The sequence below is a fragment of the Psychrobacter glacincola genome, from assembly GCF_904846075.1.
GTDB classification, from domain to species: domain Bacteria; phylum Pseudomonadota; class Gammaproteobacteria; order Pseudomonadales; family Moraxellaceae; genus Psychrobacter; species Psychrobacter glacincola_C.
Map to the genome: position 1 here is coordinate 345,014 of NZ_CAJGZH010000003.1, position 25,665 is coordinate 370,678.

The following is a 25,665-nucleotide window of genomic DNA, read 5'->3' on the forward strand; positions in this document are numbered from 1 at the left end:
TATCGTATTGACCGCCACATATTTATCAACGATGCATATCAATATAGCAACGATTTAACATTTTATCAATTTATATAATGTAAATAATGATAACTTGCTATCCGTGTCAATATCATTGATAATTAATCTTATCTTAGCTATTAATCCTAAATCTTTTATTATGTCTTATATAAGGAGCTTGCTCTGACTACTTCTACTTCAGCATTGAGCACCTCGACTACTAGCATTGATGATGCGTCATCTAGCGTAGCAGACTTTGCACCTAAAGACCTTGCTGAGCAAATGCAGCAAGCGTCCATGCAAGCCAGCCAACTATTAAAGTCGCTTTCACATCCAGACCGCTTATTACTCTTATGTCAGTTGACTCAAGGAGAGTATTGCGTCAGCGAGCTTGAAAGCTTAGTCGGTGTTGGTCAGCCAAGCTTGTCACAGCAGCTTGGTATTCTACGCAAAGATGCGCTGGTGACGACCCGCCGCGAAGGCAAGCAAATTTATTATAGTATTGCCAGCGACGATGCCTTGGCAGTGTTACATTTATTGTATGAACGCTTTTGTGCCAAAACTGACAGCTAGTTTGTTGGCTTGAATTTTGAGCATCACTTGTTAGCGTCATTTTTCAGCATAACTTTATGAATTTAGCGCTTGGCTGTATTTAACCTTTTCTTTTCTTTTATTCAATTTTTTCTACTATAGTCGGTTCAATATAGTTTAGATACAAGGAAGGCAAGCGAAAGTACTACAAATAGTAGACTAAGCGAGCCTGACACCGTATCTGATTTATATAGGATTGACTATATATTGTGATGACATATTGCTATGCCTTCTATCGCCGCTCGTCTGATTCCTGCTTGGTTGCGTCAATATCAGCTGTCTGCCTTGCCAACTGACGTTGTTGCTGGGTTGGTGGTTGGGGTGCTCGTCATTCCACAAAGCTTAGGTTATGCGGTATTGGCAGGATTGCCACCCGTCTATGGACTCTACGCGGCCATCGTTCCCGTGCTGGTCTATGCATGGATAGGCTCGAGTAATGTGCAAGCAGTAGGGCCTGTCGCTATTACAGCGATTATGACAGCCAGCAGCCTGCACCCTTATGCTACAGAGGGCACTCAGCAGTATATATTAATGGCAAGTTTGCTGTCATTGATGGTTGGTACGATGTTATGGCTAGCAGGGCGGCTCAAGCTTGGCTGGATTATGCAATTTATCAGTCGCGGCGTTTCAGCAGGCTTTATCAGTGGTGCCGCCGTATTAATTTTTATCAGTCAGCTTAAATATCTGACCGCGATTCCGATTGCGGGAAATAACTTAATCGGTTATCTATCAAGCATGCAAATGTATGCGCGCCAGCTACACCCGCTAACCTTAGTTATTGGCGTCATTGCTTTTGCACTGTTGGCGACCAATCGCTACGGTAGCAAATGGCTATGGAAATCTTGGTTATCAGCGTCTTATGCCAAATGGGCTGAGCGACTATTTCCGCTTATTTTGCTCGGTATTGCGATTGTTTTGAGCATCAGCTTACACTGGACTACGAACGGCGTGGCCACGATTGGTAGTATTCCACAAGGCTTACCAACCTTTACCCTGCCCTATGTACCAGACTTCGATGAGGCGCTGAATCTATTACCTAGCGCAGGTTTGATGGCATTGATTATCTTTGTCTCTAGCAGCTCCGTCGCCAGCAACTATGCACGCCTGCGCGGTGAGACTTTTAATGCCAATAGTGAGCTGACTGGATTGGGGCTTGCCAATATGGCAGGTGGCTTTTTTCAAAGCTTTACCGTCGCTGGCGGCTTTTCTCGCACCGCTATCAATGCCGACTCAGGTGCCAAAACACCAGTGGCAAGTTTAGTAACTGTGCTGGTCATGATTGCTGCTTTAATCGCTTTTGGCAATGTACTCGCACCACTGCCCTACGCTTTATTGGGCGCAACCATCATGGCATCGATCATCGGTCTCATTGATATGGCAACCTTGAAATCGGCATGGCAACGCGACCGTCTAGATGCGGCCAGCTTTTTGGCGGCATTCATCGGCGTATTGATATTTGGATTAAATACAGGCTTAGTAATTGGTTTGATGGTGTCGTTTGCTAGCCTCATTTGGCAATCGAGTAAACCGCACGTCGCTGTGGTTGGTCAGCTAGCTGGCACAGGGCATTTTCGCAATATAAACCGTCACGATGTGGTGACATTTAGCAATTTACTAATGCTGCGTATCGATGAGAGCTTATTTTTTGGCAATAGTGAATCTGTCCATCGCAGGGTCATACAAGCCACTCAGCAATATCCAGAAGCGCATGAGGTCATACTCATCATGTCAGCAGTCAATCATATTGACCTGACCGGACAAGAGATGCTGATTAGCCTCAATCAAGAACTGTTGAACCAAAATAAACATTTAAACTTTAGCTTTATTAAAGGGCCAGTAATGGACATTATCGAGCATACTTCGGTCATTACCACCCTCTCAGGTCAAGTTTATTTAAGCACGATGGATGCGGTAAATGCGCTAAAAGATATCTAATCGGTCTGTGAGACATATGTTGCTCAATCAAGCATACTTATTATTATGCTGTGACAAAATATAGATATGATAAAAGCTGTGTTATGCTAAATTGGTATAAGCCCTTAAAAAATACAGCCTTTAGAAGAGATACCTAAAGTACAGCCTTTATAAAATGGCGCTTAGCTACAATACTATACCTCCAAACGTCTTTTAATATACGCGACCGAAACGACTTATGACCGATAATTTAACCATTTATAAGCAAATTTATCCAAGCCAATGTGTCAAGATTGCTGAGCTTGGCTACCGCTCCGTGCTCAATATTCGTCCTGATGCTGAGACAGAAACGCAGCCCAATAGCGGCGACTTTACCAGTGCGACGGCAAAAGCCAACCTTACTTATCATCATTTACCCTTTGATGATGAGCGCTTGAGCATGGCGACTGTCGAGCAATTTGCAGCATTTTATCGCTCGATGCCTAAACCGATATTGATGTTTTGCGGGACAGGTGCACGTGCTAAATTGTTGTATCAAAGCGCATTGATGCAAGGTTTGTTATAACCGTTACTATAAAAAATCGATAACGCTTACATACGGTCTCTTTAGAAAGTTGCCTATTAAGATTAGTCTAAGATTCTGTATTTTACGCCACACACTTTATTTAATATGAAAAATAAAAAGGAGCTCTTATGAGCCATCAAATTAGTATTACCGGACAAATCACCCCTGATCAAGTACCTATGATTGCTGAAAATGGTTTTAAAACCATTATTAACAACCGTCCAGACGGTGAAGAGCCGAACCAACCGACCAGCGCTGAGATTGAAGCTGCTGCTAAAAAAGCAGGTCTTGCTTATAAAGAAGTGTCTTTCGCTGGTAGTGAGCTTAATCAAAACCATGTCGAAGAATTTGCTGACTTTTTTAATCAAGCTGAGCAGCCGATGTTAATCTTTTGTCGTACCGGTGCTCGTTCAACGGGTATCTATGAAGCCGCTAAGAAAATGGATTTGTTAGACGATTAATAGTGATTTGAATATAATTGCTATTGCTTAATAAAACGCCCGTCCAAATTTTGGATGGGCGTTTTTAATTAGAAACTTACTTAGCCTTACCCTCATGAGTTCTAAAAAAATCCGACATAGTAATGTCTAAGGCGTCACATATTCTTCCTAGTACTTCAATAGTTGGGCTACATTCATTTCTTTCAATTTGACCATAATACTTCTCATTCAGATCAGCATATTCTGCTAATTTAACTTGAGTGAAGTTATAGCTCTGGCGATAATTTTTCAATGTTTTACCAATTTTCATATTAATACCGTATATATGCGGTTTGCATTAAAGATAAATTATATAGAATAGTGGATGTTGTCAGGTAATTATCTAATAGGCAATAAATAATCAACTTAAATAAAAGGAACACTTTAATGAAAGATATATATGCTACTGAAATGATAGAAACTTATGAATTTCCCGTTAAAGCATTTAGAAACTTACCAAGTCCTTTTGGTGAATATAATGAAATTTCAAGAAATCCTGTGGTATATGAATTTTATCTAGAAATTCAGGACGTACCAAATAATATACCTATGGACACCAATCCAAGAGAACAAAACCTTTCTACTCAAGTAGCTAAAAGTATAAAAGAAAGCCTATTTATGGATGATGGAAATTTCCATATAAAAAATCGAGGCATTATAATATCAGCTGCAGATATTAGCTATAATACTCGCAGTTCGATAGCTACTATTAAAATGGAAGATCCAGAAGTTCATGGGAACATTGATGGTGGTCATACATATAAAATAATTTTGCAAAATAGGGACAAAATAACAGAAAAAGTTTATGTTAGATTTGAAGTTATCGTAGGAGCAGAAAGCTTCTTTCCGGAATTAGCTAAAGCTAGAAATACATCTGTTCAAGTTAGTGAGAAATCTATAGCTGAGTTAGAGAAAAAATTCGAGTTAATTAAATTGCCTCTTCAAAATATTGAAGGAATAGATCTAAATGATCAGATTGCTTTCGTAGAAAATGATAGTGACAAGCGTATCTTGATTGAAAATATTATATCTATAATCTATAACTTTAATATTCAGGATTTTCGACTCAGAACGTCAACCCGTATCAACTTATAGTCAAAAAAATTATTGTTTAAAACAATATATTAAATATCATAATGAAATGCAGAAATCCATAAAAAAAGAAAAATCTAATCCCTTTTATAAAATGATAACTATAATTCCAGATATATTAAAATTGTATGATTACATAGAATCTACATTACATGAAAAATATAAAGATGCTGTATCAAATGGCAAATACGGTGCATTGAAAGGCGTCCAGATAAAAAAGGATGGTAGTACAGTTACTTTCCACACAGAAATTCTGAATAAAGAGATTGAATTTAAAAGTCCACGTTCTTTCATTTTGCCAATATTAGCCTCATTTAGAGCATTAGTTGCTGAAGGGGACGATGGGATGTATGAGTGGAAAGCTGACCCATTTGAATATTATGATAAACTTGGCGCACAAATGGTTAAGAATACTGTAGATCGGTCTAGATCTTTGGGTAATAACCCTAATGCATTAGGTAAAGACGCTGGACACTGGAGAGACCTTTATAACCTTGTAGACTTAGAATATAAAAATCATCTTATTATCCAGCTTATGAATCAATCAAAATCATGAAACTAATAAATAATGACTAAAAAAGCTCCTTTACCTTAATAGGTATTGGAGCTTTTTATTTTAGCAAACATTAAAGAACATTGGACCAGTTTACTGCATAACTAAGTATTCAAACGCTGATAGTGCTGCTTTACTACCCTCACCCATCGCAATATTAATTTGCTTAAATGGCACAGTCGTGACGTCACCACAAGCAAAGATGCCTTTACGATCAGTACGGCAGCGCTCATCAATTTCAATCTCGCCAAAGCGATTTAAATCAACGAAGCCTTTAACGAACTCAGTATTCGGCACCAAACCAATTTGAATGAATACCCCTGATAAATCACGCTCATGGCTCTCACCGGTGCTGCGATCTTGATAGACGACAGAGGTCACTTTACCATCAGTCGCTTTGATTTCTTGCGTCGCTGCGCCAGTGATAAATTCGATATTATCTTTCTCTTTGGCTTTATTAATCAATACCTGATCCGCTTTTAAATCATCCGCGAACTCAAACACAGTCACATGCTTCACGATACCAGCAAGATCTAATGCCGCTTCGATACCAGAGTTACCACCACCGACGACTGCAATGTCTTTACCCTTAAAGAATGGGCCGTCACAGTGAGCACAGAAAGCCACGCCTTTACCGATGTTTTCTTCTTCACCCGGAACACCAAGCTTACGCCACTGAGCACCCGTCGCTAAGATAATACTGCGTGTCTCAAACGTCTCACCCGTATTTAGATGAATGCGATAGTTTTCATCTTCTGTCTCACTAATTTCTTTGACGCTGACGTGCTCTTTTAAAGTAATATCGTATTCGCGCAAATGTTTTTCAAAGTTCGCTGATAGCTCAGTACCCGTGGTTAAAGGCACAGAAATCAAGTTTTCGATATCCTGCGTGTCTTTCACCTGTCCGCCGATACGATCAGCAACCATCGTCACTTTTAAGCCTTTACGCGCGGTATAAATCGCAGCGGCAACGCCAGCTGGACCTGCACCAATAATCGTCACATCTTGCTGCTCTAACTGCTCAGCATCGTCATCAGCTTCTGCTAACAAGTCAGGAAATTGCTCTTGCAACTTTCCAATCAATTTGGCCGTGTCGATGAGACCATTGGCAAACGGTTTACCATTTAAGAATACCGCTGGTACACCTTGGATGTTATTAGCATCAACCTGCTCTTGGAATAGAGCACCATCAATCATCTCGTTGCTAATACCATCGTTCAATATTGCAAACTGGTTGAGCGCTTGTACCACTTCTGGGCAACTGTGGCAAGATAGCGACACGTAAGTTAGAAACTGTAGTGGCTTATTAAAACGCTTAATCAGCTTTTGAATACTTTCATCCAATTTTAGCGTATGACCACCGGCTTGCAAAATAGCCAAAATCAGCGAGGTAAATTCATGACCACCGGGGATACCACTAAAAACAATACCCGTATCGGTCAATGCACCATCGACATGACTGACTACTTTAAAGCTAATTGGACTTGGTAAGCTATCATCAGTTGCTGTTGCATCAAAATTGATTTTATCTGTGGTGCCAGCGATTTTAGTCAAAAAATCAATCAACTCAGCACGCTTACTATGTTCGCCACTACCCAATACGAAGGTAATTGGACAAGTCATTTTTTCACTGTAACTTTTGATGGCATCTAATAAACTTTTATCTATCATGTTTGTTCCTCATCATTACTGGATATGTAACGGCAACTGTCATGTTGCTCGTTCAAATATAGACTATTTGGTATTAATAATTTTATCTAAAATATTGTAGGCCATAAGTTTATGCCCTTTGATGTCTCTATTATCATAGGTTCTGAGGGTTTCGGCAAGCTGAGAAACTCAAACCTTATGTTTTATAAAACCAATCATTAATTATTATTTATAATTAAATTTTAATCTATATGTAGATTATTCTCATGGTAACAAGGCTGTTTTTTCGCTACAATCAAATGAGGCTAATAGGAAAAACTCTTATTTCCCTCGTTGCAGATTGTCTTTTATGCAAGTTTATCAAAGAAGCTTTCTGCTACTATTAGGTCTTATCCATATTGAGCTAAATAGTGTTTTGGCTTAATAAAATCAAGTCTCAAAATCATAGCAATTCATCAAAACAATCTTACGACCATGCGCGGATGCTTACTACAAGCTTGCGCTTCATAACAAGGATGACAACATGAGAAAGACTGATACATGGCAAGATAACAAAGACATTATTGCTGAGCTTAAGCTAAAAGACAGTCATTTTGCGACGATCTTTGATGAGCATACCCAGCTAGATCAGCAGATTAATCAGTTGGATAAAAACTTGGTGACACACACCAGTCGCGATGAAGAAATTGAACTTATGAAACGACGAAAACTGCATTTAAAAGATGAGATTTATAAGATAATTGATAAAAATAAACTACAATCTCATGCTTAGCGCTGCACTTATTATCACGATGCATGAATAAAAACACTTATTGATAAATGACATAAAAAGACCCCATCAACTTATGCTGATGGGGTCTTCATTTATAATGCTGATTTAACTCAAAGTAGGATATACAGCACTACAAATATCTAAAGTATTGAGCCAGTTCGTTAAATCAAGAGTTAGATTTTACCAACAAGATCAAGACTTGGTTTTAATGTTTCTTGACCAGCTTCCCAAGCGGCAGGGCAAACTTCGCCATCGTTTTCACGAACATATTGAGCTGCTTTCACTTTACGTAGCATGTCTTTTGCACTACGGCCAATACCACCAGCATGAATCTCAGCAACTTGAATCAAGCCGTCTGGATCAACTAGGAATGTACCGCGTTCAGCCAAACCTGCTTCTTCGATCATGACGTTAAAGCCACGAGTGATACGGCCAGTAGGATCGCCGATCATTGGGTATTGTACTTTACCGATAGCTTCTGAAGAATCATGCCATGCTTTATGCGTGAAATGAGTATCAGTAGATACTGAGTATACTTCTACGCCCAAACCTTTAAGCTCGTCGTAATGAGCCGCCATGTCTTCAAGTTCAGTTGGGCAAACAAAGGTAAAGTCAGCTGGGTAGAATAAAAAGATTGCCCAGTTACCTTTTACATCTTCTGAAGTGATGGTTTTGAATTCACCATTAACGTACGCATCAGCTGAAAATTCTGGGATTTCTTGATTGATAATAGACGCCATGATTGGCTCCTTTATAGTTAATTAATAGTTAAGTTGATTGAAATTTCTTGGTATGATTGTTTCTATTAAGCCTTTACTGCTTTGGGCCACCTGACAAACTATACGCGAATTCTATCGTTAATCCAGTTAAAAGTTTTTAATGTGATGTTTTGTTTTATTAAACTTGTTAAACTATTCTCTCTACTTTTTATCATCAGTGCATTATCCATCAGCCACTATAGAGCATGCGTCAGTCACTATACAGCCGTTAGGTTACGTTAAGATGACATCGAGTTTGGATATCGAATTGTTACACCAAATGAATCAGCATAATATATCACGTTAAAAACCCATTAATAGAGAGGTTTTATGATTACTTTACGTCAACTTGAGTTTGCTTTAGCAGTGGCCAAGCACCGTCACTTCAAACGTGCAGCAGAAGACTGTAATATCTCGCAATCAGCGCTGAGCTTGGGGATTGCCGAGTTAGAAAAGCAACTGGATACGCAGATTTTTGAGCGTAATAATAAGCAAGTATTGATTACCCCTATTGGTGAAGACATTTTAACACGGGCGCAACGAGTTTTTTCTGAAGTCAATGATTTGACCACACGCGCCCATAGCCATCAATCGCCGCTGGCGTATCCGATGACTGTCGGTATCATTCCAACGATTGCGCCTTATCTACTGCCAAAAGTCTTACCTGCCCTGCGAGCAAATTATCCAGAATTTCGTATGACCATCGTTGAGCAACAAACGGAGCGTTTGCTAGAGCAAGTGCGTTACGGTCATATTGATACCGCTATTATTGCGCTGCCTTATGCGGTCGATGGTTTGCACAGCTTTGAGTTTTGGAGCGAAGATTTCTTTGCCGTATTCCCAAAAGATGATGTGCATGCCAAGCTTGAAACCATCAACGCTGATGAGCTGGCTACCGCCAATCTTATGCTGCTCGGCGAAGGGCATTGCTTGACCGATCAAACCCTGTCTGTCTGTCATTTTGACCGTGCACAGATGAAATCAAGCTTTTCAGATGCCAGTCTGAATACCCTTATACAGATGGCACTTGCCAATATGGGGACGACATTGGTGCCAGAAATGGCATTGGATCAGCTGCATCTGCAGAACCAAAATGCCGTCGCGATACCACTCGCTGAGAAAGGGCCGCATCGTCATATTGCCTTTGTCACCCGTTTGAACTACGCCCGCGTCGATGATGTCAATTTATTGGGTAAAGTGTTTAAGCAAGCCTTTGAAGATGCTGCTAATAAAGAATAATCTGTTGGTTGTAAATTGCCAGCAGTTATCAAACGAATATTAACGATGGACGACTTGTCGCAACTAAATACTGAGCTTGGTACGATTTTTACGCAGCATTTATCCGCTATGAGTAGCCATATCACGCCAGAGCAAGTGAGCATACTTTGGCAGGATATCGCCATGCGTTATAACGAGCCGCAGCGTGCTTATCATAGCTTGCAGCATATTCAGCAGTTGTTTGGGCAGTTCGATCAGGTTAAGGATAATTTGCATGAGCCGCATATCATTGCGTTAGCACTGTCGTATCATGATGTGATATATGAACCGACGCGCTCAGATAATGAGCTTAAAAGTGCAGAATATGCAGTAGAGTCATTAACTGGTTATTTAAGTGCGGAGCAATGCCAACATATCTACGCGCTGATTATGATGACGGCTAGTCATCAAATTGACAAATGGTCAAACGAGGCTAAAGAGAGAGAGAAATACAGCGATGCCGCTTATTTACTAGATATGGACTTAAGTATTTTAGGGGTATCTTGGTCGGAGTATGAACACTATGCTCACGCTGTACGCCAAGAGTATGCGCATGTCTCAGATGGCGATTATCGCGTCGGACGCATGGCAGTATTGAAAGAATTACTGGCACATCCAACGCTTTATCTGACAGATTATTGCTATGAACGGTTAGAAAAACAGGCGCGAAAAAATATTGAGCACGAAATTACGCTTTTACACGCATCTTAATAAACAGCTCACTGCCCTGCCGTGCAGGATGTGAATTATAGCTTGGCTCCATGATTTCAATATCAAAATGCTGCTCAAAACGCTGCTGATATTCAGCTTTTGTGCCGCCAAACGGTGGTTCTTCCCGTCCAAAGTCTTTATCAAAGAGCAAACCAATCAGCTTACCATTCGGTTTTAGTAACGCTGCCATCTGCTGCACATACTCGTCACGGCGTGATGGATTTATCGCACAAAAAAACGTCTGCTCAAGCACCCAATCAAACTGATACTGCTCAGGCGATAATTCAAAAAAGTCGGCACAGATTAAATGCTCAACTGGAAAGTTAGGATAACGCTCAGCAAACGCTGCAATCGGCGCAGGGGCAAAATCAACCAAGGTGACATTGGTAAACCCTTGCTCATGTAGATAACCTACCTCGTAAGCATTACCCGCACCCGGCACCAGAATCGCTTGCTCTTTGGCAGATTCGGGCAGTTGGTCAACATAGGCTTTGAGCGGTGGTGACACCTGCCCCATGTCCCAACCGATGCTATCTTGCTCATAACGCTGCTGCCAAAATTCCGCTTGATTGACGTTTTCCATATGACATCCCTGTAGACAAACTTATTATTTAAACGACACGGTTTATATCGTTATGTCTTATCATATCAGGCTTATTAGAGCGTGTCTCATTTTAAAGATGGTGATGAAAATGAGGACATGCCTTACGATTATGGATATTATTTAGATAAATCATTTAATCTAATTTTCCCGTCTTCCCTGCCAGCATATCATGCCAATGCTGATAATCTGGCATTGCGGTTGCGATCGTTTGCCAAAAGGCACGACTATGATTAGCATGGTGTAAATGACACAGCTCATGGACGATGACGTATTCTGTGCATTCAATAGGATAAGCAGGCAGATACACAGATAACCAAATTCGGCGCGCACGCGTGTTACAACTACCCCAGCGCGTATGCATTTTTTTTAGGCGTATCTCATTGGCTGTCGCACCGACAATCGGTTGCCACTTTGCAAATAATGCAGGTATCGCTTCAGAAAGATGTTGCCGATAATAGGCAAGTTTTTCATCATGGTTTAAAGTGAACGGTTGCTTTGTACCCCACAATAGCAAGGTACTATCAGCAGTTAAAGCTTGCGCTAAAGGACGTTGTTGCCGCTTATACTGCTCTAATACTTGCGGATGGTTTGCTATCGCCCATGACACGCGCTTAATCACAGCCTGCGCAGCTTGTGCTGGGCTAATAAATAGTGGTACAGATACCAGTAATTTATGCGGTTTTAAGCGAAAGTTGATATTTTTAACCTGCTTTTTGCTGATATGTAGCTCAATACCTGCTTGCGCCAAACAATGTTTAGCGCTGTCTAATAAAATAGACTGATATGCTGGCGGTACATTCATGCTCAGAGCGCTTGCAAGTGATTATCAAACGACATCATATGGTATTGACTGTCTTTAACGATAGCTTCATTTGTAGTGACGATGTCTGAGTTTGCTATAGATAAATCATTGACCGTTAATCTGGTCAATTGACCTTGCCCATCACTAACGATGAAAGCGGATTGATCATCATGATTGGCTGTATTATTAGTGCTTTGCAGTAAAAGCACTGCTGCACCTGCACAATCTGGCAGGCTAACGTCATTTATCAAGGTGCGAGTGTTTAAATCATAAATCGCTGCACAACCGCCAATCGGTGTTGTCACGCATAGTAGGTTACGCGCACTATCGACCGCTACACTGGCGATATACTGATGGAAGCGCTGCCATTGATTGTTGGGCATAATAAGAGGTTTAAAATCTGTATCACCGCGTTTATGGGTCAATACTAACGGCACATTGATATGTTTTTCACCTTGGAATTGAATACCTATCATCACCGTCCCATCGTCATGCATGGCTAGGTGACGCACGCTCATTTGATTGTGCTCAGGCATAATCTGCTCAAGTAAAGCGCCAGTATGACGATTAACGTAAACCAATGAAGGACGCATGCTGTCTAAATTGAGCTCTTCACGCGACGCTTGCTCGGTTTTGATACCGCCGTTAGCGATCACTAACGTCTCGCCATCAGGATGCATAATCAGCTCGTGCGGACCGATACCATGCGAGTCATACTCTGCTATTTTCTTATAAATATCATAAGCATCGTAGATACCGATTTTACCATCCAAACTTATGGTGTCATTCTCGGTCACATACAGCAACTTACCATCTAGGCTATAACAAGCGTGTCCATAAAAATGACGGTTGTTTGCAGCGTTAATGGCGAATTTTACTTCTCCAGTTGCTGTGTCTAATACCCAAAAATTTTCGCTCGGACGACGACCCATCACCACAACGTCACGACTGCTATGATTCTTCATCGTACTATCTTGATCACTAAGCACAGGCTGAACGACAATATCATGGACACGTTCAGGCATGGTCGTTTGCCAAACGATTTGTCTATCAGCGTCAATACCGACCACACCAAAATCATTGTCAGCACGCTGCTCATCATTTGCTAATGCGCTGTTTTTTGGCATAGACGCCACGCCGCTAACCCAACAAATGGGTCGCGTCAGTACGGTGGTGGTATGTACCGCGCTAAAGTCAGCGATGCTATGATGGTTGGTATTATTCCTATCATCTAGCGATAAATAGTAAGCGTGTTGCCATGCAGTAGCGGCTTGCTGACAAGCGTAACTAAACCGTGCTAGCTGGGGTGTTGGTGTAGAGGTTAACGACTGCAACTGCGAACGTATGCCTACGACATAATCCTGCAAGCGGGCATCAGGCTGATGCTGCTTGCGATAACGATGATGAATACCGACAAGCGCTACGGTACCCATTATAGTAGAAAGCATCGTCAATGCTGATGTTGCCAGCAGCTCATTATTAGACTGCTTATCTTCTGGCTGCGGCGGTAATTTTTTTGCTGCCTTAGTATCGATAAAGTGCATTTTTTAATCGCCATCAGTACTGTTAAAGTCCACACGGATACCCAGCGTCGGAATCAATTGGCGCTTAATAAGACGTGTAATAGTCGTGAGGTGATCATACAACTCTTGTTGAGTGGCTTTATCAGCAGTCCCTAAGTCTTCTGGCATTTGCGCTAATAGTGTGGTGGCATCAGCAAGCGCGGTCGATAAGTTATCCGCGACTTCATTTTCATTATTGCTGCCCAAAATAGCGGTCAAAACGGGATCTGTCAGTGCTTCATTCAATGTCGCCAATTTAGCATTGATAATGGCACGGCTTTGCTCTGCGGTAGCGGCTGGCAAATGACCTTTTGCCTTTCCTGTTAAGCCTAACGGTTGATCGATGGCATTAGACTTCATGGTCTCAACCAACGAGAGTAAAGAATTAAACCATTGATTCAATCCTTGATCGCTGTCAGCCGTTTTATCAATGGCTAATAGATTAGTGGCATTTTGCTGCCAGTTTTTCTCAATATCTTTTAGGCGCGTGCTCAAAGCACTACTTGCACTCATCACATAAGCACATTGAGCAGCATCCAGACTGTCATTGGCATATAACGCTTCTTCTAATCCTGGCACCCCTTGCACGATGGCGCTCTCGTTAGCCAATTGCTCGGCGGTGAGCTTAGGATTGGCAGCGATTAGATCGGCAACGCCGCTGTGTACCAGACCGCGCTCATCAGGATAGTAATTGATATATAAATTACTCATGCTAGCGGTCGCTGGACCAAAGTTAATCATCTCAGCGCCTGCCCATGCTTGTGCGAGCACTAGCCATTGATCGCGCAGTGCTTGCAGCTCATCACCGCTGACTGGTGCTTGCTGACAATGCTTTTGTGCCAAATCATGCAATAAATCACTCTGTTTTGCGGCATCCGCATAGGCTGGAATGACAATGTCATTTGCCACATGGGTCAAATAGGTCTTTTCGGTCTCGGCACTAATATCGACAGCGGTAATTTTATCTCCACTACTATCTTTTTCTGCAGCGCTGGTAGATGCCGCACTGTCTTGCGCAACTTTTTGGCTATCTACTTCTGGCGCTTTATTGTCATCAGCCGGTTTAACACAGCTGATCAGCAAGCCTGCGCTTAAGGCCGATAAGGCCATCGCTAAAGCATGGTTTATTTTCATAAATTTCTCAATATTATTATCAATAATGGTTTAAATTCTAATCTTTACAAGCTTTAATCTCTAGTGTCTGATTGGGCGGATAACCTCATCAACACTCACTTATTTTCTTAGCCATTATTCAGTCATTTAGCATAGATAAATGACATTATCTCTATAATGACTGTAAGAACGCATTCAATTCAGAACGACCTTGTTTGTCGAGTTTGAGTACTTTTTGCTGTTGCTTCTGGGCTTCACCGCCGTGCCATAGCACCGCTTCCATCAACGTACGGGCGCGACCATCATGCAAAAATGTCGCTTGTGGATCGACCGTTTGCGCCAGACCAATGCCCCATAAAGCAGGCGTACGCCATTCATAAGAATTCGCTAAAAACTCAACTTGGATATTTTTTGCGGGTAATTTTCCAGCAATCGTGCGATCGGCAAGATCATCACCCATGTCATGTAATAGCAAATCCGTATAAGGATAAATCACTTGTCCATGCTGCTCAAGATGGTCATCGTCAGTTTTTGGCAACTGATATCTTGGTGTATGGCAACTTTGGCAGCCCATTTCATAAAAGCGTTTTTTGCCTGCTAATACTAGCTGATCGTCAGCATCACGCCGATGCGGTACTGCCAAATTGCGTGTATAAAACTCCACAAACTTAGCCACTTCATCGTTGACTTCGACGGGCGACTTACCATTGCCTTGCTCATCAGCCCCAGTCGTCGCATTCATACAAGCCGTCTGTGTCGGCATACAGGATTCATGAGGACGTATATTTGAGGTCAAACCCATGTCTTCATTAAAAGCACTTTGGTTTTGAGTAATCAGCTTGGTTTGCCCAGCTTTCCAGCCAAAGCGTCCAAGGGCATGCTTGCCAGTCTGTGGATCCATGACCCAATTGAACTTACCACTGATATCGCCATTCGTACTGTTTTTATTATCAACCGCTTGTTTTTTAATCGCTTCATCCGGTATTTGCTCGAGTAACCCAAGCCCAATCATCGGTAAAGCCACTCGCGGCGACACCATCAAATCATCATCAAATGCACCATAACCCGGTTTGGTTAAATTAAAGGTGGGCGCACGCAATGTTTCGATATGACCATCCGCAAAAGTAACAGGCTTGTCTGTCCACTGCACCGCAATTCTGGCTTCAGCAGGCACACCTTGGATACCTCGATCTTGTAACTGACCACCATACATAGGATGAACGACTTTTTCGATAAGTGAGTTTTGCAGTTGCTGACGCTGCTCATCGGTGGTCGCTGGCATCGCAAGGCGAATAAGCAAGCTATCGGCATCGTCATCACTGGTCATAGGTGCATGACCGCGACCATCCTTGACATGGCACGACTGACAGGCAGCAACATTGAACAATGCGCCCAGACCATCGCGGCTGTCAGTGCTGGCAGGGGCAATCACCCAGGGTTGCCGAAAGAACGCATTACCAATAAAGAAATGCCCTTTTCGTGATGCCGTCAAGTTTGATGAAGGTTTAGAGTAACTCTCAGCGCTGCTAATACTGATTCCTGTATCACCACCTTGCTTGATCTCTTGCGGATCAAAGCTCGCCAATTGCTGCATTGGTACGCCAGCGAGCGTTTCGATGGTTTGGAGGCGTCCAGGTGTTAGCGTTGGGCTGTCAGCATTATTAATGGCAGATTTTTCGTTTTCAGAAATATCATCAGACACACTGTTCGTCGGCTGACAAGCACTAAGAGATAGCACGCATAGAATACCAAGCGTTGGCTTTAACAGGGTGGTTTTGCTGACAAAAGACGCATAAAAAGAGGTAGGGGTTTTGGCTTTTACAATATTTGTGGTGTTCATCGTGGTGTTCATAAAGAGTACCTTAGTTCTAATCTAGAACCATTAAAATCGCATGCTATAAAGTGTTTCACTTCTAGTCGATGAGGTACAGCGATGTACTGACCTATCAGGCTATTTTAATATGGTAAAAAAAACACGCTGCCAACGGTAGTCGACAACGTGTGTATTATACCTAAATTATTTTTCCATGAAAATAATTCTCATTAGCTGATAACGACTTGTCAGGCATTATCGATCAATACTATGTCAATCACTGCTATGCTTGCTGTGAAGCCAGTAGATTAGTGAGCAATTAAAACTGCGAACCTGCGTCAGCATCTAAATTGTCAATACCGACCGCTTTTGCCGCATTTTCGATACCAGCTGTCAGCTCTTGTAAGCTAGTGATACTATTTTCAATCCAGCTACGACGGGTATTTTGCTCTTCAGCTGAAATACCTTGTTTACTTACTTGACCAGCGGTGGCAATCATTTGATCAACTTTGATACCTTCTTTTTCACCTTTTTCAACGATCACATTAAAGGCGGCTTCTACCTTAGCAAAGTCAGTCGCCAATTTATCAGCCGCTTCTTTGTTGTTGGTATCGACGAGGTAGTTTTTAACACCATAACCACCAACGCTCTTACCAGCGACTGTCTTATAGTTGCCGTTAAAGACATTTTGGATACCACGGGCATTGTTGGCATAGCTTAGATGGGTCAAATCACTGAAGCATTCGTGCTCATCTTCGGTAGAGCCCGTTACAAACGCAACCTGTATACGCTCAGAAGCAAGCTCACCCAATGCTAAGCTGCCCATCTGATACATGATTTGGCGTAGACCATTATCGTATTTGCGAGCCATCAGGTCGCTACGTAAGGTATTCTCACTCTCAGGCTGCCACTCAGCTTCCATTGCAGTCAAATCATCAACCAATAATTGAGTCGCTGCTTTTAAGAACGCGCCACGACGCTCACATATACCAGCATCTTCATTGACCGTCTCACCGCTGGTACATTGACCCGCTTCAGTTACATAATCAGTCACTGGACGATTGCCTGCACCTTCGCCAACACCGTTGGTATCTTGTCCCCACAGCATAAACTCAATCGCATGATAGCCGGTCGTCACATTGGCTTCACTGCCACCAATCTCATTCATTTCTGCTAACAGCTCAGGAGTGATAGTACTGGTATCTTGTTTGATACTACCGACCGTAATGCTATCGCTATTGATGATATTGTCCTGGCTATTGTATTCACCTTCATAGCCATCACTAACGTAATCAATCAGCGCCTCATCAAGTGGCCAAGCATTTACCTGCCCTTCCCAACCATCGATACTACCGAGTGCTCGTTTATCATTGGCTGTCACAAAGCCTTCATCAAAACGGAAAATCTCAGTTTGCGAATACGGCTGGCGCGCGGCTTTATACGCCGCTTTTGCCGCATCAAGGTTTGCTTGGGTTGGTGTTGTCACATATGTCTCTACTGCTGTTTGCAGGGCTTTAGCAGTATCTAGCGAATCTTTATAAGCAGCATGCGCCATGTTGGCATAGCTGATCATAAGTCTATCGGTATAAGCTTGATCAACCGCTGATAGTTTCGTCGTACCTGCAGCGGTTGTGTCTTGCACCGCTGTTTGCGTATCGGCGGTAGAGTCCGTGTCTTCCTTGGCTTGCTTGGTACAACCCGACACCATTAACAACCCTGCAAGCGCAGCAGCTAAAGTAGTTGGTAAAATCTTACGGCTCGTTACTGTGGTAATCGTCATACATATCCTCAAAAGTATCGCAAAAGAAAAATGGGCTTTGAATAAAGAGCATTAGGGCATATCCTCATTTTAAATAATGCTGATAAAAATGAGAAAAACAGCGCCCATAATATCAAGATATTGACCAGAATTTGATACTATTAGACAAAATCTAGCTATTTTTGGTCCATTTAGAACAGCCTCAAATGAACTGACAACCTACCCTAGTATCGCCACAATAACAAAGCTTTGTAAATTATAGTGTTATTGATAATCATTATCAATATTTAATTAATATTAATGTAACCATTTAGCTAACGATTGTTTTATAAATAGAAACACCAAAAATATTTTAATATTGATTTAAAGATAACGGAATCCTGATACCTAAAATCATTTTGAATTTGAAATCTAAATATCAGGCATAAAAAAAGGCCAGTTTATCACTGACCTTTTTTAACGCTATAATGACAGCTAAACCATCGTATGAATTAACGTACGTTGTTTGGCGCATTGATGGTTAATTCAACACGGCGGTTTTGCTGACGACCATACTCGGTGCTGTTATCAGCAACTGGGCGAGACTCACCATAAGCGACAACATTGATACGGCTAGAAGCCACACCGCGTGCGCTTAAATAGTTCGCTACTGCGTAAGCACGATCGCGTGACAGTTTCATGTTATAAGCATCAGAACCTTTGCTATCAGTATGACCAGCAACCGTTATCGTATTTTGGTTATACTCATTTAGCGTTGATGCAAGCTTATCAAGCGTTGGTCTAAATGATGGGTTTAAAGATGCATCATCAAATGAGAACGTGATGTTGCCTGGCATTACTAGGTCAATATTACCATTCGCATTTGGCGTAACAGTTACACCCGTACCGGCCATTTGCTGCTCAAGCTGCTTGGCTTGACGCTCCATGTAGTAACCAACACCAGCACCCAAAGCTGCGCCAATCGCGGCATCACGACCTGTGTTATCACCACCTGTTGCTTTTGAAATTGCGCCGCCGCCTAAAGCACCTGCCAATGTACCAATGGCAGTTTTGTTCAAGCGTTGTTGTCCAGTGTTTGGATCAGTAGCACAACCGCTAAGAGCTAGACCTGACGCTACTGCTGCAATCATTAATGTATTACGCATAATATTTCCTCTTAAGTTTAAAAAATTATAGACAAAGTGTGCTTTTTATAAATATTTTCTATTAATTCCATCTACATGCTTAATATACACTCGTCATTATTATGGCAATTACAATCTAATCATGTGTAATATTTTGTCACACCTGTGTATGAGAAGTGCAGAATGATTTAATGAGACTTTCACAGTGATTGGATACGTTTGTGTTCTCACTTTTAACTATCTATTAGCGCAAGGTGTTATCACAAGTCACGTTTACACTCGTACACTCTGAACCGTTTCTGCTAAAATTGTGCAATAAAACTGGCAATGAATCATTTATATACTAATAAGACTGACCGAAAAGGATTTAGCATGCGATTGACATCCACTATTCGAAAAATACACGAACGCAACCCTAAATTAGGCAAAGCCGTTTCACTTGCGACAGCGACTGGGGTTATTGCAGCCAACAGCTTCGGTGGTAGTATTCCCTTATGGTTAATGGGTGTCGGCAAAGTCATCACCGGTGCTCCTATCGCAGACAAAGCGGTCATCAAAATCGCGACTTATTGGATCAGTAGCAACAGTGCCTTGATCGATGACATGTTGCCACGTAAAGATTGGCGCATCAGCTTACCCGATGACGTTCACATCAATGGCAAATATTTGCTGGTCAGCAACCATCAGTCTTGGGTCGATACCAGTATCGTGCAGTACATTAGTGAAAAACGCTTGCCATTGACACGGTTTTTTACCAAATTTGAACTGATTTACATTCCAATTGTGGGTCAAGCCTTTTACTTTTTAGACTTCCCAATGATGCGTCGGCATTCTAAAGAAGCCGTCGCTAAAAACCCTGCTCTACAAGGCAAAGACATCGAAGAAGCCAAACGTGCCTGTGCCCTGTTAAAAGACAAACCTTTTACTTTGTTAAATTACTTAGAAGGTACGCGTTTCACCAAAGCCAAACATGCAAAGCAACAGTCTCCTTATATGCATTTATTGAAGCCACGGGCAGGCGGCCTATCTTTAGCCATTAACGCGCTAGGCGAAGACATCGATGGCATGCTAGATATGACCATCGTTTATCCTGATGGTGTGCCAAGTTATAGTGATTTGTGGAAAGGTAACATCAAGCGTTTGGGCGTCGATGTGCGTTATATTGAGATGCCTGATGCATTATTTAACGGTATTAAAAATGGTGGTTACGAAAATGATGACGCGGTAAAATCTCAAATGTTTGATTGGGTAGAGCAAATTTGGCAGCAAAAAGATCAGCGTATTACCGATATGTTGGCTGAGTTTGAAACAAACCCTAAAGCTCCGAGCGCTTAGAGACATCGTTAACAGAGCAACGGCATACAACAGTGAATTACTTTAAGTCGTTTTAAAACTACGATTGAGCGCTGTTGTTTAAAATGCTAACTGTAAACCCCAACTCATAAATGATAATGCGTAATTATAATGAAAGATGGGTTGTTTTTTGGCTCTATTCATTGATAATGTGAATAGTCATGAGCCCATGACTTTTTGACCGTTAGTGACTTGATAGCCCTGTACTATTTGAGCCGCTTATTTTTCGTGCTATTTATCATTTATAAGGTTTGACTGTGCCCGCTTCCTCTTCTACTAGCCTGCCTCTAGACTCAGCGCCTGTATCCAATCAGCCGCCTAATAATACGCTGCCACCGCCAAACCGACCAACGCCAAATCGCTTAAAACTCACTTACGATATCGTGATGATTATTGCCATCAGTATCGATCTATTATTGATTAGTATTGATGCTATCTTGATGAGTAGCTTTAGTAGCAATGCCGCAGGATGGCTCAGTATTAGCGATGCTCTCAACTGGTATCAAAATACCTTACATGAGCCTTTACGTACCGCTGGTGGATTTTTTACCCTATTTTTGATCTTTGAGCTACTGCTACGTTGGGCGATTGCGATTAAACAAAACGTCTACTATCGCTGGTTCTTTTTTCCTTTTGTACATTGGTATGAAGTATTGGGGTGCTTTCCGCAGCTGCGTGCCTTACGTTTATTCCGAGCGGTCATCATTGGGCGACGCTTATACCAACTTGGTTACCAAGTGCTGCCGCAGCCATGGATCAATCGAATTAGGTTCTATATCGACTTATTATTAGAAGAGTTGTCCGACCGCGTCATATTGACGACTATCCAAAACTTTCGGCAGCAACTGACCGATCCTAAAACGCATAAATCTTTTATTGAATCAACGATAACTCGTAATCGTAACGAGATTGAGGCAGCAGTGCTGTCGATACTGCGCACAGAGCTAGCACCAAAACTACAGGAGTTGACGGCAGCATCAGGTGGCGGCAGTATATTAGCCAGCGAGATGGGCAATGCTATTGAAGAGGGTTTGGCCAATACGCCTGAGATGCGTCGCTACCTACGCATGATACCGATTGCCGGTAGCTTGATTGAATCACAGCTGCAACACGTCGGTCACAATATAGGTGAAAACGTCGTTTACGCACTGAATAAACGCCTTCTAGACCCCGAACGCCTCGATTCATTGATGGTAGCAATTGCCAACGGCATTGCCAGTATCGATACGGATAATACTGCGTTAGATACCTTGATTTCGAGTATCATTGATCACAGTTTGACTGAATTTGAAGCGCAGGTAAAAGTGCAGCAGTGGAAGCATCAAGAGATGCTTCATCTATAATCCATACTGCTAATAGCACGCCCTACCTAAAAAACATTAGGCTTGGCAAGCAAATGAATGGTATGACTCGATAATAAAAACAACACCGTGGATACAGCGACAGAATTATCTCTTGAGGATTTATATATGACAGTTTCAGATAATGACAGCCAAGGCTCGAGCGCCGCACCAGCATTACCAGCATTGGCATTTTATGGCAAGATGCTGACTTTTTCACGTTTGCAATTTAGCACAGATGATTTAAGTGCGATAGACGCCCAGCTTGCCGCAACGCTTAGTAATAAATCTAGCAATATCCCTATCCTTATCGATAGCGAGGTTGAACAAGATCTCTCAGCATTGGTAGAGCTTTTATGGTCGTGGGGCTTACAACCTATTGGCGTCGTGACTGGCACACTAGATGCGCAAGCCCGTGAACAGCGATTGGCCATCTTCCCTGCTGATGGCAAACGTATTGAGCGTATATTACCTAGCAAGAAAGCTGCAGCTCAAGTAAGCAAAGCTCCCGATGATAAGCATACAGAATCAGCCAGCATCAATTCAACCAGTAACAATTCAGACAGCACCAATGATACTGCAGCCATCAGCGAGTCAAACACAGAAACAACGATAGCAACCACCACAGCAGAGACATTGGTGAGCGCTGAGCATATTACCAGCCTAATTTACGATCAAATGCTACGTTCAGGACAAAGCCTGAATCACGTGGGCGGTGATTTGATTTTGACCAATAGTGTCAATAGCGGGGCGGAAGCGATTACCGATAACAGCTTGCACGTTTACGGTCGTGCCCAAGGACGCTTGGTTGCTGGCGCTACCGGTGACAAAGATGCTCGTATTTTTTGTCAAGTTTTTAACCCTTCTTTGGTGTCAGTGGCGGGAACTTATTGCTTACGAGACAACTTACCTGAGCACGTGATTGACAAATCTGTACAAGTAAGATTTGTAGAAGGTGAAGGCTTAGTATTTACGGTAATGGATGACGCTTAAATTCTTTTGCCGTTAAGAACGATAAATTCATTCATGATTTTTATAAATGTAAACAGGCTAAGCCGATTTTCATCATACATGACGCTTATTAAAAAACGTTTATTAGAAAATCTCAACAGTAGACGTTTAGACAGCACATTTAATATTATAGTAAGTTTATTTAACAAAACTGTTCTATGATGAATCGCTAGCTCTGCCACTATCTACACTACTCATCAGCGTCTATTTTATTATTCACAATAGGCAATATTGACCAGCAAATTCTAGGTAGCACCGCTTTGTGATCCATATATAAGCTGTTTTTCTGCTTTACTATGGACGTGCTATAAATTTTTGTTTATTTATGCTAGGCTACCTTCGCAGGTAGTGTATATATAGCATGTGAATAATGTGCAATTGCGCTATTTTTTTATATAAAAGATATCCCATTGATTCATAGGAGTGTGCCATTGTGGCGAAGATAGTTGTAATCACTTCAGGTAAAGGCGGTGTGGGCAAAACCACGACAAGTGCCTCTTTTGCCGCAGGTTTAGCATTGCGTGGCTATAAGACAGTCGTTATCGATTTTGATGTGGGTCTACGTAATCTAGACTTAATCATGGGTTGTGAAAACCGAATTGTTTATGATTTTGTTGATGTCATCACTGGTAGCGCACGCTTGTCGCAAGCACTGGTCAAAGACAAACAACTTGAAAACTTGTACATCCTACCCGCCAGTCAAACGCGTGATAAAGACGCCCTGACAGACGAAGGGGTGGCAGAGGTTATGTCTGAGCTGTCTAAGCAGTTCGACTATATTATCTGTGATTCACCAGCTGGTATTGAGCGCGGTGCACAACTCGCCATGTATCATGCTGATGAAGCAATCATCGTCACTAACCCTGAGATTTCTTCAGTGCGTGACTCAGACCGTATTATCGGTATTTTGCAAAGCCAGACCAAAAAGGTTGAAGAAAACCAAGGCTCTGTACGTGAGCATTTGATTATTACTCGTTATAATGCTGAGCGTGCAGCCGCCAACGAGATGATGGACATTGATACCATCTCAAATGATATCCTAAAAGTTCCGTTACTTGGGGTTGTTCCTGAAAGTCACTCAGTGCTTGAAGCATCTAACCATGGTGAGCCTGTCATTCATTATACCGATTCAGTTGCTGGTCAATGTTATGATGACATCGTCGCCCGCTTTTTAGGTGAAGAACGCCCACTACGTCATATTGACGTGAAGAAAAAGAGTCTCTTACAGCGCTGGTTTGGAGGTCAATGATGACGAAGAAAAAAGGATTTTGGAGTAGCCTATTTGGTACTGACGACAGTGGTAGCGCAGGTAGCGCTAATATGGCTACTGAGCGTCTTAAGGTTATCGTCGCGAGCGAAAATCGCTTAAACAACCGCTTAACAGCTGATCGTATCGAAAAAATGAAACGTGAGATTTTAGAAGTGGTCAACAAATATGTCAATGGCGTACAGATTGATGATGTGAATATCAATCATCGTTCTGAGGACAGCCTAGACGTATTAGAGATGAATATCAGTCTACCTGAACACAAAAAATAAGCGCTGTCTTAGAAAAACAAAAAAGCCCTAAGTATCATAACTTAGGGCTTTTTTATATGGTATGAAATAGTAGGTTTACCTATGGCAGCCTACGATTATTTTGATACCATTATTTTATACGCGCTATCAAATTGTCTTTTTTGACAAACTGATGATATAGAGCAGCACCGATATGAATAAGTGTAAAGGCAATAATGGTCGGCCAAATAATATCAGTATGCATGTCATTATAAAAGCGTGCCAACCCTCTATCTGGTGTGACAAATACAGGGATTTGAAACAAGCCAAAAATATCGACGGGGCGTCCACCATAAACGGACATCAGCAAACCAGCTATTGGCATTGCAATTAATAAGGCATATAAGCCAAAATGCGACAGTTTAGAGGCTAATAACTGCCACTTTGGCATCGGTACAGGTGGCGGCGCCTTAATAAATACACGATTAAGCACCCGTGCTATCATCCAACATAACAAACTAATACCAAACGCTTTATGCAACCCAATATAAAGATTGTTATCCAGATTATCGTACAACAGAATCATTATCCACGTAACCAACAGTAAAACGGCACTGATCCAGTGAAATATCCGGCTGCTGACTGGCCACTTTGACACATTTGAATTGGTATTATTCATGAGCTGTCCTATTACCCTCATCACTAATTATCTATCATCAATGTTATAGACAAAACAACCACTCATTCAACGATTAGCAATCATCAAAGTAATTGGGTAACCCTATTTCTCTGATAGTAGAAATAAACCCTGATATAAGCGTGAAGCTAACTGTCTAAATCGACCAATTGATGCGCAATTTTATCTAAGTCGGGCACCAAATAAGCCTTATCATCAATCATAACCGTTTGGAAAAGATAGGATAGCATAACGTTTTCATCAAAAGGTAGGGCTGTTTTGTCGCTGTCTATATTATCGGCATGCTTAGGGCTGTTAAATTGCTCAGGAACGTCAATATCTTTAACCTCAGAAATACGCACTTGTCGCTGGTGCAGCTCGCCTGCCGTTTGTAAAGCTAAACGATGATCGGTAGTATTGCCCTCTAATACAATCATGGTATCTGGCATTTGATCCTGTGGTAGCAGGTGACATACCACTACCTTTTGCTGCTGCCATTCATAGGTTGCCGTGCGCTCATTATAATCATCCACACTCAAAATTAGGCTGCTTGGAATAAGCCAGTCAGGTTGGTCAAATGCTGGCACAATAGTGACATCAAGCATACCGTTATTTGTGGTCAGTAAACTCACTGCCTCAAACGAATGTTTCAAAATTTGTTTCATACAT

The 25,665-nt window shown here is 41.9% G+C and carries 26 protein-coding genes; 14 read left to right on the forward strand and 12 right to left on the reverse strand.

Annotated features, from left to right (window positions below; all coding sequences use genetic code 11):
- Window positions 1-204 precede the first annotated feature (204 nt).
- From JMW85_RS12655 to JMW85_RS12670, 4 genes are all read left to right on the forward strand, one after another.
- Window positions 205-573 carry an ArsR/SmtB family transcription factor gene (locus JMW85_RS12655; protein ID WP_319020723.1) on the forward strand — a complete coding sequence of 123 codons (369 nt, stop codon included), beginning with the start codon at window positions 205-207 and terminating at the stop codon, window positions 571-573.
- A gap of 243 nt (window positions 574-816) precedes the next feature.
- Window positions 817-2,526 (forward strand): SulP family inorganic anion transporter, encoded by a 1,710-nt coding sequence (locus JMW85_RS12660; protein WP_201582006.1) that lies wholly within the window; start codon window positions 817-819, stop codon window positions 2,524-2,526.
- A gap of 217 nt (window positions 2,527-2,743) precedes the next feature.
- On the forward strand, window positions 2,744-3,070 hold the full coding sequence (locus JMW85_RS12665) for a beta-lactamase hydrolase domain-containing protein (protein WP_201582007.1): 327 nt from the start codon (window positions 2,744-2,746) through the stop codon (window positions 3,068-3,070).
- 128 nt (window positions 3,071-3,198) lie between these two features.
- Entirely contained in the window at window positions 3,199-3,531 is a 333-nt protein-coding gene (locus tag JMW85_RS12670) for a TIGR01244 family sulfur transferase (RefSeq protein ID WP_201582008.1), read from the forward strand.
- Window positions 3,532-3,607: 76 nt separating this feature from the next.
- Here the strand turns inward: JMW85_RS12670 and JMW85_RS12675 are convergent, their stop codons facing one another.
- The gene (locus JMW85_RS12675) at window positions 3,608-3,820 is read right to left on the reverse strand and encodes a helix-turn-helix domain-containing protein (protein WP_201582009.1); all 213 of its coding nucleotides are present in this window, start codon (window positions 3,818-3,820) and stop codon (window positions 3,608-3,610) included.
- A 116-nt stretch (window positions 3,821-3,936) separates the two neighbouring features.
- On the opposite strand from JMW85_RS12675, the gene JMW85_RS12680 reads away from it, so the two are divergent.
- Together JMW85_RS12680 and JMW85_RS12685 are read left to right on the forward strand one after the other, a co-directional pair.
- Window positions 3,937-4,644, forward strand: a complete 708-nt coding sequence (locus JMW85_RS12680; protein ID WP_201582010.1) for an AIPR family protein — start codon at window positions 3,937-3,939, stop codon at window positions 4,642-4,644.
- 46 nt (window positions 4,645-4,690) lie between these two features.
- Window positions 4,691-5,197, forward strand: a complete 507-nt coding sequence (locus tag JMW85_RS12685; RefSeq protein WP_201582011.1) for a hypothetical protein — start codon at window positions 4,691-4,693, stop codon at window positions 5,195-5,197.
- Window positions 5,198-5,287: 90 nt separating this feature from the next.
- On the opposite strand, the gene ahpF is transcribed toward JMW85_RS12685, so the two are convergent.
- A complete protein-coding gene (gene ahpF / locus JMW85_RS12690) occupies window positions 5,288-6,865 on the reverse strand; it encodes an alkyl hydroperoxide reductase subunit F (RefSeq protein ID WP_201582012.1) in 1,578 nt (525 codons plus the stop codon).
- 502 nt (window positions 6,866-7,367) lie between these two features.
- Between ahpF and JMW85_RS12695 the strand changes: the two genes are divergently transcribed.
- Window positions 7,368-7,616 carry a YdcH family protein gene (locus tag JMW85_RS12695; RefSeq protein WP_045444089.1) on the forward strand — a complete coding sequence of 83 codons (249 nt, stop codon included), beginning with the start codon at window positions 7,368-7,370 and terminating at the stop codon, window positions 7,614-7,616.
- A gap of 173 nt (window positions 7,617-7,789) precedes the next feature.
- On the opposite strand, the gene ahpC is transcribed toward JMW85_RS12695, so the two are convergent.
- Window positions 7,790-8,356 (reverse strand): alkyl hydroperoxide reductase subunit C, encoded by a 567-nt coding sequence (gene ahpC / locus JMW85_RS12700; RefSeq protein WP_045453533.1) that lies wholly within the window; start codon window positions 8,354-8,356, stop codon window positions 7,790-7,792.
- A 348-nt stretch (window positions 8,357-8,704) separates the two neighbouring features.
- Between ahpC and JMW85_RS12705 the strand changes: the two genes are divergently transcribed.
- Window positions 8,705-9,613: a hydrogen peroxide-inducible genes activator gene (locus tag JMW85_RS12705; protein WP_201582013.1), complete on the forward strand. Its 909-nt coding sequence runs from the start codon at window positions 8,705-8,707 to the stop codon at window positions 9,611-9,613.
- Between the two features lie 45 nt (window positions 9,614-9,658).
- The gene (locus tag JMW85_RS12710; RefSeq protein WP_201582014.1) at window positions 9,659-10,342 is read left to right on the forward strand and encodes an HD domain-containing protein; all 684 of its coding nucleotides are present in this window, start codon (window positions 9,659-9,661) and stop codon (window positions 10,340-10,342) included.
- On the opposite strand, the gene JMW85_RS12715 is transcribed toward JMW85_RS12710, so the two are convergent.
- The 7 genes from JMW85_RS12715 to JMW85_RS14505 all read right to left on the reverse strand — a co-directional run bounded on the left by JMW85_RS12715 (window position 10,320) and on the right by JMW85_RS14505 (window position 19,140).
- Complete coding sequence (locus tag JMW85_RS12715; RefSeq protein ID WP_201582015.1) at window positions 10,320-10,925, reverse strand: methyltransferase domain-containing protein; 606 nt, start codon at window positions 10,923-10,925, stop codon at window positions 10,320-10,322. The genes JMW85_RS12710 and JMW85_RS12715 overlap by 23 nt on opposite strands.
- A gap of 154 nt (window positions 10,926-11,079) precedes the next feature.
- Window positions 11,080-11,748, reverse strand: coding sequence for a M48 family metallopeptidase (locus JMW85_RS12720; protein WP_201582016.1), 669 nt, complete (start codon window positions 11,746-11,748; stop codon window positions 11,080-11,082).
- 2 nt (window positions 11,749-11,750) lie between these two features.
- Window positions 11,751-13,292 (reverse strand): DUF1513 domain-containing protein, encoded by a 1,542-nt coding sequence (locus JMW85_RS12725; protein ID WP_201582017.1) that lies wholly within the window; start codon window positions 13,290-13,292, stop codon window positions 11,751-11,753.
- Between the two features lie 3 nt (window positions 13,293-13,295).
- Complete coding sequence (locus JMW85_RS12730) at window positions 13,296-14,444, reverse strand: imelysin family protein (protein ID WP_201582018.1); 1,149 nt, start codon at window positions 14,442-14,444, stop codon at window positions 13,296-13,298.
- A gap of 151 nt (window positions 14,445-14,595) precedes the next feature.
- A complete protein-coding gene (locus JMW85_RS12735) occupies window positions 14,596-16,275 on the reverse strand; it encodes a di-heme oxidoreductase family protein (protein ID WP_227681874.1) in 1,680 nt (559 codons plus the stop codon).
- A 280-nt stretch (window positions 16,276-16,555) separates the two neighbouring features.
- A complete protein-coding gene (locus JMW85_RS12740) occupies window positions 16,556-18,016 on the reverse strand; it encodes an imelysin family protein (protein WP_201582019.1) in 1,461 nt (486 codons plus the stop codon).
- A gap of 470 nt (window positions 18,017-18,486) precedes the next feature.
- On the reverse strand, window positions 18,487-19,140 hold the full coding sequence (locus JMW85_RS14505) for an OmpA family protein (RefSeq protein WP_055124860.1): 654 nt from the start codon (window positions 19,138-19,140) through the stop codon (window positions 18,487-18,489).
- Between the two features lie 351 nt (window positions 19,141-19,491).
- On the opposite strand from JMW85_RS14505, the gene JMW85_RS12750 reads away from it, so the two are divergent.
- From JMW85_RS12750 to minE, 5 genes are all read left to right on the forward strand, one after another.
- Entirely contained in the window at window positions 19,492-20,454 is a 963-nt protein-coding gene (locus JMW85_RS12750) for an acyltransferase (protein WP_201582020.1), read from the forward strand.
- 299 nt (window positions 20,455-20,753) lie between these two features.
- Complete coding sequence (locus tag JMW85_RS12755; protein WP_374220466.1) at window positions 20,754-21,815, forward strand: hypothetical protein; 1,062 nt, start codon at window positions 20,754-20,756, stop codon at window positions 21,813-21,815.
- A gap of 126 nt (window positions 21,816-21,941) precedes the next feature.
- The gene (minC, locus tag JMW85_RS12760) at window positions 21,942-22,805 is read left to right on the forward strand and encodes a septum site-determining protein MinC (RefSeq protein WP_201582022.1); all 864 of its coding nucleotides are present in this window, start codon (window positions 21,942-21,944) and stop codon (window positions 22,803-22,805) included.
- 451 nt (window positions 22,806-23,256) lie between these two features.
- Complete coding sequence (gene minD, locus JMW85_RS12765) at window positions 23,257-24,072, forward strand: septum site-determining protein MinD (protein WP_045444058.1); 816 nt, start codon at window positions 23,257-23,259, stop codon at window positions 24,070-24,072.
- Window positions 24,072-24,362 carry a cell division topological specificity factor MinE gene (minE, locus tag JMW85_RS12770; protein ID WP_055124765.1) on the forward strand — a complete coding sequence of 97 codons (291 nt, stop codon included), beginning with the start codon at window positions 24,072-24,074 and terminating at the stop codon, window positions 24,360-24,362. Before minD ends, minE begins: the two co-directional genes overlap by 1 nt.
- A 109-nt stretch (window positions 24,363-24,471) precedes the next feature.
- Here minE and JMW85_RS12775 read toward each other — a convergent pair whose 3' ends face one another.
- The gene (locus JMW85_RS12775) at window positions 24,472-24,999 is read right to left on the reverse strand and encodes a cytochrome b (protein ID WP_201582023.1); all 528 of its coding nucleotides are present in this window, start codon (window positions 24,997-24,999) and stop codon (window positions 24,472-24,474) included.
- 146 nt (window positions 25,000-25,145) lie between these two features.
- Window positions 25,146-25,661 (reverse strand): hypothetical protein, encoded by a 516-nt coding sequence (locus JMW85_RS12780; RefSeq protein WP_201582024.1) that lies wholly within the window; start codon window positions 25,659-25,661, stop codon window positions 25,146-25,148.
- Between the last annotated feature and the right edge of the window lie 4 nt (window positions 25,662-25,665).

Bases quoted from the DNA above. Each gene is read 5' to 3' on its own strand.
- ahpC (WP_045453533.1), bottom strand. From the start codon at position 8,356: ATGGCGTCTATTATCAATCAAGAAATCCCAGAATTTTCAGCTGATGCG.
- JMW85_RS12740 (WP_201582019.1), bottom strand. From the start codon at position 18,016: ATGACGATTACCACAGTAACGAGCCGTAAGATTTTACCAACTACTTTA.
- JMW85_RS12695 (WP_045444089.1), top strand. From the start codon at position 7,368: ATGAGAAAGACTGATACATGGCAAGATAACAAAGACATTATTGCTGAG.
- JMW85_RS12675 (WP_201582009.1), bottom strand. From the start codon at position 3,820: ATGAAAATTGGTAAAACATTGAAAAATTATCGCCAGAGCTATAACTTC.
- JMW85_RS12730 (WP_201582018.1), bottom strand. From the start codon at position 14,444: ATGAAAATAAACCATGCTTTAGCGATGGCCTTATCGGCCTTAAGCGCA.
- ahpF (WP_201582012.1), bottom strand. From the start codon at position 6,865: ATGATAGATAAAAGTTTATTAGATGCCATCAAAAGTTACAGTGAAAAA.
- JMW85_RS12705 (WP_201582013.1), top strand. From the start codon at position 8,705: ATGATTACTTTACGTCAACTTGAGTTTGCTTTAGCAGTGGCCAAGCAC.
- JMW85_RS12670 (WP_201582008.1), top strand. From the start codon at position 3,199: ATGAGCCATCAAATTAGTATTACCGGACAAATCACCCCTGATCAAGTA.
- JMW85_RS12725 (WP_201582017.1), bottom strand. From the start codon at position 13,292: ATGCACTTTATCGATACTAAGGCAGCAAAAAAATTACCGCCGCAGCCA.
- JMW85_RS12775 (WP_201582023.1), bottom strand. From the start codon at position 24,999: ATGAATAATACCAATTCAAATGTGTCAAAGTGGCCAGTCAGCAGCCGG.
- minC (WP_201582022.1), top strand. From the start codon at position 21,942: ATGACAGTTTCAGATAATGACAGCCAAGGCTCGAGCGCCGCACCAGCA.
- JMW85_RS12680 (WP_201582010.1), top strand. From the start codon at position 3,937: ATGAAAGATATATATGCTACTGAAATGATAGAAACTTATGAATTTCCC.
- JMW85_RS12780 (WP_201582024.1), bottom strand. From the start codon at position 25,661: ATGAAACAAATTTTGAAACATTCGTTTGAGGCAGTGAGTTTACTGACC.
- JMW85_RS12750 (WP_201582020.1), top strand. From the start codon at position 19,492: ATGCGATTGACATCCACTATTCGAAAAATACACGAACGCAACCCTAAA.
- JMW85_RS14505 (WP_055124860.1), bottom strand. From the start codon at position 19,140: ATGCGTAATACATTAATGATTGCAGCAGTAGCGTCAGGTCTAGCTCTT.
- JMW85_RS12665 (WP_201582007.1), top strand. From the start codon at position 2,744: ATGACCGATAATTTAACCATTTATAAGCAAATTTATCCAAGCCAATGT.
- JMW85_RS12710 (WP_201582014.1), top strand. From the start codon at position 9,659: ATGGACGACTTGTCGCAACTAAATACTGAGCTTGGTACGATTTTTACG.
- JMW85_RS12685 (WP_201582011.1), top strand. From the start codon at position 4,691: ATGCAGAAATCCATAAAAAAAGAAAAATCTAATCCCTTTTATAAAATG.
- JMW85_RS12660 (WP_201582006.1), top strand. From the start codon at position 817: ATGCCTTCTATCGCCGCTCGTCTGATTCCTGCTTGGTTGCGTCAATAT.
- JMW85_RS12715 (WP_201582015.1), bottom strand. From the start codon at position 10,925: ATGGAAAACGTCAATCAAGCGGAATTTTGGCAGCAGCGTTATGAGCAA.
- JMW85_RS12720 (WP_201582016.1), bottom strand. From the start codon at position 11,748: ATGAATGTACCGCCAGCATATCAGTCTATTTTATTAGACAGCGCTAAA.
- JMW85_RS12735 (WP_227681874.1), bottom strand. From the start codon at position 16,275: ATGAACACCACGATGAACACCACAAATATTGTAAAAGCCAAAACCCCT.
- minE (WP_055124765.1), top strand. From the start codon at position 24,072: ATGACGAAGAAAAAAGGATTTTGGAGTAGCCTATTTGGTACTGACGAC.